This window comes from Pseudomonas sp. B12(2026) (assembly GCF_057767015.1).
Genome location: NZ_CM173430.1, coordinates 714915 through 727531, shown reverse-complemented (window position 1 = coordinate 727531; position 12617 = coordinate 714915). Strand labels below are relative to the sequence as shown.

12 protein-coding genes are annotated in these 12617 nt (G+C 68.8%); 3 read left to right on the top strand and 9 right to left on the bottom strand.

What is annotated here, in order from left to right:
* Positions 1–47: 47 nt before the first annotated feature.
* The 8 genes from AC3B6A_RS03485 to AC3B6A_RS03450 are packed head-to-tail and all read right to left on the bottom strand — an operon-like array spanning position 48 to position 7921.
* On the bottom strand, positions 48–1073 hold the full coding sequence (locus AC3B6A_RS03485; RefSeq protein WP_488400919.1) for a septal ring lytic transglycosylase RlpA family protein: 1026 nt from the start codon (positions 1071–1073) through the stop codon (positions 48–50).
* Positions 1070–2092, bottom strand: coding sequence for a lytic murein transglycosylase B (gene mltB / locus AC3B6A_RS03480; RefSeq protein WP_488400918.1), 1023 nt, complete (start codon positions 2090–2092; stop codon positions 1070–1072). Before mltB ends, AC3B6A_RS03485 begins: the two co-directional genes overlap by 4 nt.
* Positions 2093–2100: 8 nt before the next feature.
* The gene (gene rodA / locus AC3B6A_RS03475) at positions 2101–3204 is read right to left on the bottom strand and encodes a rod shape-determining protein RodA (RefSeq protein WP_488403497.1); all 1104 of its coding nucleotides are present in this window, start codon (positions 3202–3204) and stop codon (positions 2101–2103) included.
* Positions 3205–3248: 44 nt separating this feature from the next.
* Positions 3249–5138, bottom strand: coding sequence for a penicillin-binding protein 2 (gene mrdA, locus AC3B6A_RS03470; protein WP_488400917.1), 1890 nt, complete (start codon positions 5136–5138; stop codon positions 3249–3251).
* Between the two features lie 15 nt (positions 5139–5153).
* Positions 5154–5621: a 23S rRNA (pseudouridine(1915)-N(3))-methyltransferase RlmH gene (gene rlmH / locus AC3B6A_RS03465; RefSeq protein WP_254471314.1), complete on the bottom strand. Its 468-nt coding sequence runs from the start codon at positions 5619–5621 to the stop codon at positions 5154–5156.
* 7 nt (positions 5622–5628) lie between these two features.
* A complete protein-coding gene (gene rsfS / locus AC3B6A_RS03460; protein ID WP_275610048.1) occupies positions 5629–5982 on the bottom strand; it encodes a ribosome silencing factor in 354 nt (117 codons plus the stop codon).
* A gap of 17 nt (positions 5983–5999) precedes the next feature.
* The gene (gene nadD / locus AC3B6A_RS03455) at positions 6000–6656 is read right to left on the bottom strand and encodes a nicotinate-nucleotide adenylyltransferase (protein ID WP_488400916.1); all 657 of its coding nucleotides are present in this window, start codon (positions 6654–6656) and stop codon (positions 6000–6002) included.
* Positions 6656–7921: a glutamate-5-semialdehyde dehydrogenase gene (locus AC3B6A_RS03450; protein WP_488400915.1), complete on the bottom strand. Its 1266-nt coding sequence runs from the start codon at positions 7919–7921 to the stop codon at positions 6656–6658. The genes nadD and AC3B6A_RS03450 overlap by 1 nt, the downstream gene beginning before the upstream one ends.
* Before the next feature lie 312 nt (positions 7922–8233).
* Between AC3B6A_RS03450 and AC3B6A_RS03445 the strand changes: the two genes are divergently transcribed.
* Positions 8234–9457, top strand: a complete 1224-nt coding sequence (locus AC3B6A_RS03445; RefSeq protein ID WP_488400914.1) for an alpha/beta fold hydrolase — start codon at positions 8234–8236, stop codon at positions 9455–9457.
* Between the two features lie 208 nt (positions 9458–9665).
* On the opposite strand, the gene AC3B6A_RS03440 is transcribed toward AC3B6A_RS03445, so the two are convergent.
* Positions 9666–10520, bottom strand: a complete 855-nt coding sequence (locus AC3B6A_RS03440; protein WP_488400913.1) for a class I SAM-dependent methyltransferase — start codon at positions 10518–10520, stop codon at positions 9666–9668.
* Between the two features lie 63 nt (positions 10521–10583).
* Between AC3B6A_RS03440 and AC3B6A_RS03435 the strand changes: the two genes are divergently transcribed.
* Both AC3B6A_RS03435 and AC3B6A_RS03430 read left to right on the top strand, forming a co-directional pair.
* On the top strand, positions 10584–11303 hold the full coding sequence (locus tag AC3B6A_RS03435; RefSeq protein WP_488400912.1) for a DNA-3-methyladenine glycosylase: 720 nt from the start codon (positions 10584–10586) through the stop codon (positions 11301–11303).
* The gene (locus AC3B6A_RS03430; protein ID WP_488403495.1) at positions 11303–12616 is read left to right on the top strand and encodes a bifunctional DedA family/phosphatase PAP2 family protein; all 1314 of its coding nucleotides are present in this window, start codon (positions 11303–11305) and stop codon (positions 12614–12616) included. The genes AC3B6A_RS03435 and AC3B6A_RS03430 overlap by 1 nt, the downstream gene beginning before the upstream one ends.
* Position 12617 lies beyond the last annotated feature (1 nt).

Genomic DNA, 12617 nt, shown 5'->3' with positions numbered 1-12617 from the left:
CTCATGCCACGGCCTCTGCGGACCGCGGCGACTCGTGCCGTGGAAGCTCAGTCCAGGCGCACGAGCTTGGGTTGGCCGAGATTGGCCACGCGGATGCTGTCCTGCATCCGGCTTGCTTCATCCTGCGTTCCGATCGGTCCCAGGCGCACCCGGTACAAGGTCTGCTGGTTGACCACGACCGAGCTGATAAAGGTCTTGGCTCCCGTCAGGCCGCCGACCTTCTCCTTGAGCAGCTCCGCAGCGTCCGGGTTGGCGAAGGCACCCACCTGGAGATACAGGCCATCGGCTGGTAATGAAGCGTTTTTTTTTGAGTCGATCTGGACCGGCGCCACGGGCGCGGCGTGCTGCGCGGGCGGCGGCGTGTAGGTCTCGATCGGCTGCGCCATGGCCACGGCCTGGGGCTGCGCGGCGGCCGGCTGCTGCGGGGCCATCTTCGGCAGCGCCATGATCATCGGCTGCGACTTGCCCTGGGAGGCCCACCAGCGATCCGGGTCGATGCCCTCGACCTTGACCCGCGCGGTGCCGGTTTCGGCGTAGCCGAGCTTCTTCGCCGCGGCGAAGGACAGGTCGATCACCCGGTCGGAATAGAACGGCCCGCGGTCATTGACCCGGACGATCACGCTCTTGCCGTTGTCCAGGTTGGTCACCCGCACGTAGCTGGGCAGCGGCAGGGTCTTGTGCGCGGCGGTCATGCCGTACAGGTCGTACTGCTCGCCGTTGGCGGTGGCCTGGCCGTGGAACTTGGTGCCGTACCAGGACGCGGTGCCGACGACGTTGTAGGTGCGCGCGTCGTTCAGCGGGTAGTAGGTCTTGCCCAGCACGGTGTAGGGGTTGTTCTTCAGCGGGCCGTTGTGGCGCATCGGCACGGCATCGGGGATGCGCGAGACGTCGACGTCCCACCAGGGCGCGCCGTCGCGATGCGGGCGGTTGTAGTCGTACGGCCCGGAAATTCCGCTGCTGGCCGCCGGCTGCTGCGGCGCGCGGTTGCCGGTGCAGCTGGCGAGGAACACGGCGCTGAAGCCGATGCAGGCAGCGGCGGACCAGAGGCCGGGGCGGCTGATTCGCTTGCTCAATGGACACCTCGCGCCCGGGCGATCTCGCCGGCCAGCTGATGGACCGCCATGGCGTACATGGCGCTGCGGTTGTAACGGGTAATCACATAGAAGTTCGGCAGGCCAACCCAGTATTCGGTGCCCTGATCGCCTTCCAGGCGCATCGCGGTGACCATCTGGTCGTCGCGCAGTACGTCATGGGTGCGCCAGCCCTGAGAGCGTAGCTGACCCAGGTTCATTTGCGCCTCGAGGCCCTGGGTGATGGCGTCCTCGGCGGTGGAGGTGCCCAGTTCGGCCTGCGACACCACCGGCTCGCCGGTCTGCCAGCCGTGCTGCCTGAAGTAGTTGGCGACGCTGCCGATGGCGTCGGTGGGGTCGTTCCAGATATTGATGTGGCCGTCGCCGTCGAAATCCACGGCATAGGCGCGGAAGCTGCTCGGCATGAACTGCGGCAGGCCCATGGCGCCGGCGTAGGAGCCGGTCAGGCTGAGCGGGTCGACCTGCTGCTCGCGGGCCAGCAGGAGGAACTGCTTGAGCTCCTTGCGGAAGAAGTCGGCGCGCGGCGGGTAGTCGAAGCCCAGGGTGGCCAGTGCGTCCATCACCTTGAAGTTGCCGGTGTTGCGGCCGAAGAAGGTCTCGACGCCGATGATCGCCACGATGTACTGGGCCGGCACGCCGTACTCCTGCTCGGCGCGGGCCAGGGCCTCGGCGTTCTGGTTCCAGAAGTCCACGCCACGGCTGATGCGCGCGTCGGTGATGAAGATCGGGCGGTATTCCTTCCAGGTCTTGACCCGTTCGGCGGGGCGGGAAATGGCGTCGAGGATCGACTGCTTGCGCTCCACGTCATGGAAGAGTGCCATCAGCTGCTCGCCGGCGAAGCCGTAGTCGCGGGTCATCTCGCTGACGAACTCGGCAACCTGGGGCGAACCATCGTAATCGCCCGCCTGGGCGGCACCGGACATGCCGATCGCCCCCGCGAGTCCGACCCAATGCACTCCCCTGGCGGCCCAGGCGCGCAGTACTTGCATTCCTTTCTTCACTCTTGTGATCAAACCTGGGCGATCCACTTGCGATGGGTATGGATCGACATCAAAACCCCGAACCCTGACATCAGGGTCACCAGCGAAGTTCCGCCGTAGCTAATGAAAGGCAGCGGTACCCCCACCACTGGCAACAGCCCGCTGACCATACCAATGTTGACGAACACATACACGAAGAAGGTCATGGTGATGCTGCCGGCGAGCAGTTTGCCGAACAGCGTCTGCGCCTGGGCGGTGATCACCAGCCCCCGGTAGATCACCAGCAGGTACAGCGCCAGCAGGAGGCACACCCCGACCAGGCCGAACTCTTCGCCGAGCACGGCAATGATAAAGTCCGTGTGGCTTTCGGGCAAAAAATCCAGATGGGACTGCGTGCCCAGCAGCCAGCCCTTGCCGAACACCCCGCCCGAGCCGATGGCGGCCTTGGACTGGATGATGTTCCAGCCGGTGCCCAGCGGGTCGCTTTCCGGGTCGAGGAAGGTCAGCACGCGCTGCTTCTGGTAGTCGTGCATGACGAAGTACCACATGGCCACCGCCACCGGCACCGCCGCCGACACCGCCATGATGATCCAGCGCCAGCGCAGACCGCCGACGAACAGCACGAAGGCGCCGGAGGCCAGCACCAGCATGGCGGTGCCCAGGTCCGGCTGCTTGAGGATCAGCACGAAGGGCACGACGATCATCGCCAGCGCCACCACACTGTGCTTGAGGCTCGGCGGCAGGGCGCGCTTGGACAGGTACCAGGCGACGGTCATCGGCATCAGCAGCTTCATGAACTCCGCCGGCTGGAAGCGGATCACCCCGGGGATGTTGATCCAGCGGGTCGCGCCCATGGCGTTGTGGCCCATCACATCGACCACCACCAGCAGCGCCACGCCGATCAGGTAGCCCAGCGGCACCCAGCGGGCGAGGAAGCGCGGCTCGATCTGCGCCAGGACGAACATCGCCCCCAGGCCCAGGCCGAAGGAGGACGCCTGCTTGAACATCAGGTCCCAGCTCTTGCCGCTGGCCGAATAGAGGACGAACAGGCCGGCCGAGCCGAGGACCAGCAGCAGCAGGAGCAGCAGGCCGTCGATGTGCAGGCGCTGCAGCAGGCTGGAGCGCCGCTTCATCACGTCTTCGTTGGACAGCGTGCGGTCGAAGTTACCGTTCATGGTCATGGCTGGGATGCCTCCGCCGTGGCCTGGGGCGCGAATTCGGGCTTGAGCTTGCCGCTCTCGTCGAGCAGCCAGGCATCCATGACCTGCTTGAGGACGGGCGCGGCGACGCCGGAGCCGGACTCGCCGTTCTCCACCATCACCGCCACCGCGATCTGCGGGTTGTCCGCCGGGGCGAAGCCGATGAACAGCGCGTGGTCGCGGTGCCGCTCGAGCAGCTTGGAGCGGTCGTACTTCTCGCCCTGCTTGATCGCCACCACCTGCGCGGTACCGGACTTGCCGGCGATGCGGTAGACGGAAGTGGCGCCGACCCGGTGCGCGGTGCCGCGGGCGCCGTGGACCACCTGCTGCATGCCGTTGTCGACCAGGCTCCAGTCGCCCGGGTCCTTGAGGGCGATGTCCGGCATCGGCTCGGGGTCCACCGGCGGCTGGCCGTCGATGGTCTTGGCCAGGTGCGGACGGATCCACTTGCCCTTGTTGGCGATCAGCGAGGTCATCTGCGCCAGCTGCAGCGGCGTGGCCTGCATGTAGCCCTGGCCGATGCCGAGGATCAGCGTCTCGCCGGGGAACCAGGCCTGGCGGCGCAGCGCGCGCTTCCACTCGCGCGAGGGCATCAGGCCTTCGGCCTCGCCGTACATGTCCAGGGCCACGCGCTGGCCGAAGCCGAACCGGCTCATGTAGTCGTGCAGGCGATCGATCCCCAGCTTGTGGGCAAGGTCGTAGAAGTAGGTGTCGTTGGACCGCATGATCGCGGTTTCCAGGTTCACCCAGCCGTCGCCCGAGTGGTTCCAGTTGCGGTATTTGTGGTCGTAGTTCGGCAACTGGTAGTAACCGGGGTCGAACACGCGGGTGGCGGGCGTCACCACGCCGGCATCGAGGCCGGCGATGGCCACCGCCGGCTTCACCGTAGAGCCCGGCGGATACAGGCCGCGCAGCACGCGGTTGTACAGCGGACGGTCCTCGGAATCGCGCAGGGCGGAGTAGTCCTTGAAGCTGATGCCGGTGACGAACAGGTTGGGGTCGTAGCTCGGCTGGCTGACCATCGCCAGCACCTCGCCGGTGGACGGCTGGATCGCCACGATGGCGCCGCGGCGGCCGGCCAGGGCCTCCTCGGCCTTGGCCTGCAGCTTGCTGTCGATGCTCAGCACGATGTCGCGACCGGACACCGGCTCGGTGCGCTTGAGCACGCGCAGCACGCGGCCACGGGCGTTGGTCTCGACTTCCTCGTAGCCCACGGTGCCGTGCAGCTCGTTCTCGTAGAACTTCTCCACACCGGTCTTGCCGATGTGGTGGGTGCCCGAATAGGCCACCGGGTCGAGCTTCTTCAGCTCCGCCTCGTTGATCCGCCCGACGTAGCCGACCGAATGGGCGAAGTGCTCGCCCTGCGGGTAGTGGCGGACGAACTGCGCGGCCACGTCGACGCCGGGCAGGCGGTACTGGTTCACCGCGATGCGGGCGATCTGCTCCTCCGACAGCTCGAACATGATCGGCACCGGCTCGAACGGCCGGCGCCCCTGCTTCATGCGCTTCTCGAAGATGACCCGGTCTTCCTCGGTGAGGCCGAGGATGTCCACCAGGGTCTTGAGCGTCTCCTGCAGGTTCTCGGTGCGCTCGCGGGTGATGGTCAGGCTGAAGCTGGGACGGTTGTCGGCGATGATCACGCCGTTGCGGTCGAAGATCAGCCCGCGGTTGGGCGGAATCGGCTGGACGTGGACGCGGTTGTTCTCCGACAGCGTCGAGTGGTAGTCGTACTGCGTCACCTGCAGGTGATACAGGCGCGCCACCAGCACCAGGGCGAGCAGGAAGATCGCCACCCCGCCGACGATGACGCGGGCGCGGACCAGGCGGGCGTCCTTCTCGTGGTCCTTGAGCTGTATCGGCTGCGGCATCGAAAGCGGCTACGACTACTTGTGGTAGGGGTGCCCGGACAGCACGGTCCAGGCGCGGTAGATCTGTTCGCCAACCAGGATGCGCACCAGCGGGTGCGGCAGGGTCAGCGGCGACAGCGACCAGCGCTGCTCGCTGCGCGCGCAGACCTCCGGCGCCAGGCCTTCCGGCCCGCCGACCATGAGGTTGACGGTGCGCGCGTCCAGGCGCCAGCGGTCGAGTTCCTGCGCCAGCTGGGGGGTGCTCCAGGGCTTGCCTTCGACTTCCAGGGTGACGATGCGTTCGCCGGGCTGCACCTTGGCCAGCATGGCCTCGCCTTCCTGGCGGATCAGCCGCGCCACGTCGGCATTCTTGCCGCGCGTGTTGAGCGGGATTTCCACCAGTTCCAGGGACAGCTCGGCGGGCAGGCGCTTGACGTACTCCTGCCAGCCCTCTTCCACCCAGCGCGGCATGCGCGAGCCGACCGCGATCAGACGCAGACGCACGGCAGGCTTACTCGGCGCTGTGGTGGGCGCGGCTCTGCTCGGCGCCCTGCCACAGGCGCTCCAGGTCGTAGAACTGGCGGGTGGCCGGCTGCATGACGTGGACCACGACGTTGGCGAGGTCGATCAGAACCCATTCGCCGCCTTCCTGGCCTTCGCTGCCGATCGGCTTGACGCCCTGTTCCTTGACCTTCTCCAGCACGTTGTCGGCCAGCGACTTGACCTGGCGGCCGGAGCTGCCGGTGGCGATGACCATGACGTCGGTGATGCTGGTTTTCTCGCGCACGTCGATGACGGTGATGTCCTGCGCCTTGAGGTCTTCCAGAGCGGCGATGGCCAGCTCGACCAGTTGTTCGGTTTGCATGTATGACTCTCGGTTGATCAGTGGGGCGCCTGGTACAGGCCGTGCGCCTCGATGTAGTTGAATACCGCGTCCGGCACCAGGAAGCGCGCGGAGCGCCCCTGCGACAGGAGTTGGCGAATCTGGGTGGCGGAAACCGCCAGCGGCGTCTGCCAGACGAAGGTGATCTGCCCGGCGGGGCCGGTCATCGCCTTCGGGTCGGCAACACTGCGCGCCGCCAGCAGGTCGCGCAGGTCTTCCGGCGGCTCGCTGTCGGCATCCGGGCGCTGCAGCACGACGATATGACAGTGCTCCAGCAACTCTTCCCAGCGATGCCAGGTCGGCAGGCCGCAGAAAGCGTCCCAGCCGACCAGCAGGAACAACTGGTCCTGCTTGTCCAGCTCCTCACGCAGCGACTCCAGGGTGTCGATGGTGTAGGAAGGTTTGTCGCGCTTGAACTCGCGGTCGTCGACCACCAGCGGGGCCACGCCGGCCACCGCCAGCTCGACCATCGCCAGCCGCTGCTCCGGCTTCACCTGCGGGGTTTCGCGGTGCGGCGGGCGGGCGTTGGGCAGCAGGCGCAGCTCGTCGAACCCGAACTGTTCGACCATCTCCACCGCGCTGCGCAGGTGGCCGATGTGCACCGGATCGAAGGTGCCGCCGAACAGGCCGATCCGCCGGGGACGCGCCTTCTTCATCAGGTGCGCACGTGTCCGTCGCCGAACACCACGTACTTCTCGCTGGTCAGGCCTTCCAGGCCGACCGGGCCGCGGGCGTGCAGCTTGTCGGTGGAAATGCCGATCTCCGCGCCCAGGCCGTACTCGAAGCCGTCGGCGAAGCGGGTCGAGGCGTTCACCATGACCGAGGCCGAATCCACTTCGGTGAGGAAGCGGCGGGCGTCGGTGAAGTTCTCGGTGATGATCGCGTCGGTGTGCTGCGAGCCGTAGGTGTTGATGTGCTCGATGGCGGCGTCGAGGCTGTCGACGATGCGGATCGACAGGATCGGCGCGTTGTACTCGGTGCGCCAGTCTTCCTCGGTGGCTTCCAGCACGTCGGCGCCCAGCAGCGCGCGGGTGGCGGCGTCGCCGCGCAGTTCCACGCCCTTCTCGCGGTAGATGGCGGCCAGCGGCGGCAGCACGCGGTCGGCGATGCCGGCGTGGACCAGCAGCGTCTCCATGGTGTTGCACGGCGCGTAGCGCTGGGTCTTGGCGTTGTCGGCGACGCGGATCGCCTTGTCCAGGTCGGCGGCGACGTCGATGTAGACGTGGCAGATGCCGTCCAGGTGCTTGATCACCGGCACCCGGGCATCGCGGCTGATGCGCTCGATCAGGCTCTTGCCGCCGCGCGGGACGATCACGTCGACGTACTCGGGCATGCTGATCAGCGCGCCGACGGCGGCGCGGTCGGTGGTTTCCACCACCTGCACGGCGCTGGCCGGCAGGCCGGCGGCGGCCAGGCCCTGCTGGATGCAGGCGGCGATCGCCTGGTTGGAGTGGATCGCCTCGGAACCGCCGCGCAGGATGGTCGCGTTGCCCGACTTCAGGCACAGGCTGGCGGCGTCGATGGTCACGTTCGGCCGGGACTCGTAGATGATCCCCACCACGCCCAGCGGCACGCGCATCTTGCCGATCTGGATGCCGGACGGCACGTAGCGCATGTCGCGGATCTCGCCGATCGGGTCCGGCAGCGATGCGACCTGGCGCAGGCCCTCGATCATGTCGTCGATGCGCGCCGGGGTCAGGGCCAGGCGGTCCAGCATGGCTGGCTCCAGGCCATTGGCGCGGCCGTTGGCCAGGTCCTGTTCGTTGGCTTCGGTCAGTTGGGCGCGGGCGGCGTCCAGGGCATCGGCGGCGGCCAGCAGGGCGCGGTTCTTCTGCGCGGTCGTGGCGCGCGCGACGACGCGCGACGCTTCACGGGCGGCGCGGCCCAGGCGGCTCATATAGTCGAGGACGGACTCGGTCATGGTCTAACGCGTCTGCGTGAGGGAAATGCGCGATTATAGCGGGAGCGCAACCTCAGCGGCCAGCCACAGCAGCCGGCCGGTAAACAGGCCGTTCCGCGCCGATCCGGGTAACGTCGCCCCTGCGCGCGCCCGGGCCCTGCGCGGCGAAACAGTGACACCCGGCCAGCCCTCCCCCCGCTCCGCCGCCCGAAGGTTGGGTAAACAAAATCGTATCCACTGTTTACTTTTCGAGCATGGCGAAATGCCCCCGTGCCTCCATCACACGGCGCCAGGGAAGAACAACAAGAGGCGGCCCACCGCCGGAGAACTGCCATGCGCTATCGCACCGATTACAGCGCCCAGGCCCTGAGCGCCGCCCCGGCGGTGCTCGACCTGGACGGTTGGCAACTGCACTACCAGGCCTTTTCCTCCCGCGAGGACGACCCGCGCCCGCCGGTGCTGCTGCTGGGCGGCGCGTTCCAGAGCTTCCGCTCGTTCGCCAGCGAGGTCTCCGAGCTGCTCGCCGGCCATCCGGTGATCCTCCTCGACCTGCCCAGCCAGGGCGGCAACCTGCAGCTGGCGCCGCAGCTGAGCCTGGAAGACCTGGCCGACCTGATCGCCGCCTTCGCCGAAACCCTGCACCTGCCGCCGCTGATGCCCATCGGCCTGTCCTACGGTTCGGCGCTGGCGGCGCTGTTCGCCGCCCGTCATCCGGCGCGCTGCGGCCGCCTGCTGCTGGCCGGCATCACCGCCTTCGGCCGTCCCGGCGCCCGCGCCTTGCTGGAGGAAGCCCTGGCGCGCCTGGAACTGGGCGAACAGGAACCCTTCGCCCACGGCGTGCTGACCGGCCTGATCAACCCGCTGCGGCTGGCCGATACCGGCGTCTCCCCGGTGTTCCGCAAGGCCCTGCTGCGCCAGTTGCAGCGCCTGACCCCGCCTGAAATCGAGCGCTACCGGCAGAACAGCCAGCGCCTGCTGGCCTTCGACGGCTTCGAGCGCCACCCGCGCTGCCCGACCCTGGTGCTGGCCGGCGAATACGACCACTTCACCCAGCCGTGGGAACACGCCGAGTTCGCCTACGCCTGTGCCGACGCGCAATTCGCCCTGATCCACGATGCCGACCACCTGGCCCAGTTCGAGCGCCGCGACGCCTGCGCCCGGCTGTACAACCCCTTCCTGCTCGGCGAGGCGCTGCCGCGCAGCGCCGCCGGCAGCACGCGCTTCCAGCGCCAGCAGCTGCCGCACCTGGAGCGCCGCTTCGAGCCGCGCCTGGCGCCGGCCGACCCGCGCGGCGTGCTGCGCAACGGCGGCGGCGAGTGGCGCTGCGAGGTGGCGGAACTGGGCTATTTCGGCGGACTGCTGCGCGTCGACCTGCCCGCCGAGCGTCCGCAGCGGGGCTGGCGGCTGTCCAGCGCCGGGCTGCCGGAGCTGGATATCCTGCCGTTGCGGCGCACCGCGGACGGCCTGGCCTTCATCTTCGCCCACGGCGATCCGCAGGCCAGCGCGGCATTGGCGGCGATGATCGTGCCGATGCAGCAGGGGGCGTGTGCGGCTTGATCATTTCGGCATGCTGATTTCGGGATACTTCGTATGCTCGGGTCTCACCCCAGCCCTCTCGCCGGGAGAGGGCTGGAGTGAGAGGAAGGCACCGGCGTCGCGCACTGAGGTGATGTGCATCTGTTCGCGAGCAAGCTCGCTCCTACGAAGAGCGGCTCCGGCGCGGCCTGTAGGCGCGAGCCTGCTCGCGAATCCTCCGGCCCAGGACCTACACCCGCGCCTCGATCACCCGCACCAGGCTCGGCATCCGCCCCTGCGGCACGCCCAGTCCCTGCCCCTCCACCTGCGGATCGAGCACCGCCACCCGGGTGAATCCGCAGCCGCGGAACGCCGCGTCGATCTCCCCGGCGTTGCGGTAATGCAGCGGATAACCACCGCGCGTCAGCCGCCCGATCAGCCCCACGCCCCAGCGGATCTGCCGGTAGCGCGGATGCTCGCGCAGGTCGGGATAGAGCTCGGTCAGGTAGGTCGCCTCGGGAAACACCCGCAGCGCCTCCACCAGCCGCCGCCAGAAGTCCTCGATCACCGGGCGCTGGAAGTAGTTCACCAGGCCCTCGGTGATCACCACCACCGGCCGCCCCGGGTCGAGCTCGGCCAGCAGGGCGGCGAGGCTCTGTTCGCCCTGCTCGGCGAGGATATCCACAGGCCGTACGCGGTGCTTGCCGTCCAGCCAGCCCTGCTCCTGCAGCAGCGCCGACTTGCGCGCGGCCATGGGCGGCAGGTCGGCCTCGAGGTAGGTGAGCTGTGGATGACGCAGGCGGAAGCGTCGGCCGCGCGGCGACAGCCCGCAGGCGATCTCCACCACCTGGGCGACCCCGCGCTGCTCGATGGCCCGGGTCAGCCGGGCATCGATCAGCAGGTGCCGCTGCAGCAGGAAATCCTCGATATCCAGCCCGAAGCCGATGCGCGCGCCCCAGTTGATCGGCGCCACGCAACCGTGCACCCATCGGCCGAACGCGGTGGCGAAGGCCGGCTCGGCCAGGCGGTGGCGATACCAGACGTAACCGGTGTAGTGCGCGCTGGGGGTGATGTGGGCGCTGTCGGCCCGGACGCGTTCAGACATGGCTAAGATGCTTGTTGTTATGATTCGCCAGCCTAAGACCGGCCCGAGAACCTCGACAATCCGATGCCCGCCGAACCCAACCTAAGTTTGCCCTGGCCCGGCGCCAATCCCCTGCCGGACACCTTCTTCAACCGCGATGCGCTCACCGTCGCCCGCGAACTGCTGGGCAAGGTGATCCGCCACCGGGTCGGCGACCTCTGGCTGTCGACGCGGATCATCGAGACCGAAGCCTATTACCTGGCCGAGAAAGGCAGCCACGCCTCCCTCGGCTACACCGAGAAGCGCAAGGCGCTGTTCCTCGACGGCGGGCACATCTACATGTACTACGCGCGCGGCGGCGACTCGCTGAACTTCAGCGCCGGCGGCGCCGGCAACGCGGTGCTGATCAAGTCCGGGCACCCCTGGCTGGACCGCATCTCCGGCGATGCCGCGCTGGCCCGCATGCGCCAGTTCAACCCGGCCGCCGACGGCAGCGAGCGCCCGATCGGCAAGCTCTGCGCCGGGCAGACCCTGCTCTGCCGCGCCATGGGCCTGAAGGTGCCGGACTGGGACGCGCGCCGCTTCGACCCGCAGCGGCTGTTCGTCGACGACCTCGGCGAGCGCCCCGCGCAGGTCATCCAGGCTGCGCGCCTGGGCATTCCCCACGGGCGCGACGAACACCTGCAATACCGCTTCGTCGACGCCGCCTTCGCGCCCTTCTGCACACGCAACCCGCTGCGCCGCGGGCAGGTCGAAGGACGCGACTACCACCTGCTGGAAACCCAGGACGCCCCCCTGCGATGATCGACCTCGCCGCCTTCAACACCTGGATGACCACTCACCCGCAGTGGCTCGCCGGGGTCCTGTTCCTGACCGCCTTCCTCGAATGCGCCGCCATCGTCGGCATCCTCCTGCCCGGCGTGGTGATGCTCTTCGCCATCGCCGTGCTGGCCGGCAGCGGCATCCTTGGCCTGGGCGAGACCCTGGCGCTGGCGTTCTTCGGCGGCCTGCTCGGCGATCTGTCGTCCTACTGGATCGGCCGCCACTTCCACCAGGACATCCGCCGCCTGCCGGTGCTGCGCCACCGGCCGGAATGGCTGGCCGGCGCCGAAGGCTTCTTCGCCCGCTACGGCGTCGCCAGCCTGCTGGTCGGGCGCTACATCGGCGCGCTGCGACCGTTCCTGCCGATGATCGCCGGGATGCTCGACATGCCCTTCGGGCGCTTCCTCGCCGTCTCGATCCTCGCCGCCGCCGGCTGGTCGATCGCCTACCTGGTGCCCGGCTGGGCGACCGGCGCGGCCATGCGCCTGCCCCTGCCGGAAGGCTTCTGGCCCGAGGCCGGGGTGGTCGCCGCGTGCCTGGCGGCCGTGTTCGCGCTGATCATCCATGCCGAGCTGCGCAGGGCACGCAACGCGCCGCTGATCGGCGCCCTCGGCTGCTTCGTCCTGCTGGGCGCCCTGCTGATCGGCTGGCCGCACCTGGACGCCCTCGACCACGGCCTGATGGCGCTGGTGCAGGAACACCGCCAGGGCTGGCTGAACGAGGCGATGGTGGCCGTCACCCGGGTCGGCGACTTCCGCACCCAGTTCATCGCCGGCGCCCTCCTCGCCCTGCTCCTCGCCGCGCTGCGCCTGTGGCGCCACGCCGCCTTCGCCGCCGGCACCATGCTCGGCACGGCGCTGCTGAACGGCACGCTGAAGCACTTCTTCGGCCGCGCCCGGCCGGAGGTGATCGCCGACCCGCTGTCCGCCTTCAGCATGCCCAGCGGCCATGCCTCGGCGTCCTTCGCCTTCTTCCTGGTGCTCGGCGTGCTGGCCAGCCGCGAGAAATTCCCGCGCGTGCGCCTGATCTGGATGCTGCTGGCGGTCATCCCGGCGGCCGGCATCGCCGTCTCGCGGGTCTACCTGGGCGCGCACTGGCCCAGCGACATCATCGCCGGCGCCCTGCTTGGCGCCTCGGTGTGCGCCGCCGTGCTGTGGCTGAGCGAGCGCCGGGCGGCGCTGGGCGCCCTGACGCCGCGCATCTGGTGGCGGCTGCTGCCGGCCGTCCTGGCGCTGCTGGCCGTCGCCAGCATCTGGGGCCTGGGCGGCGCCATCCAGCGCTACCAGCCCCTGTAGG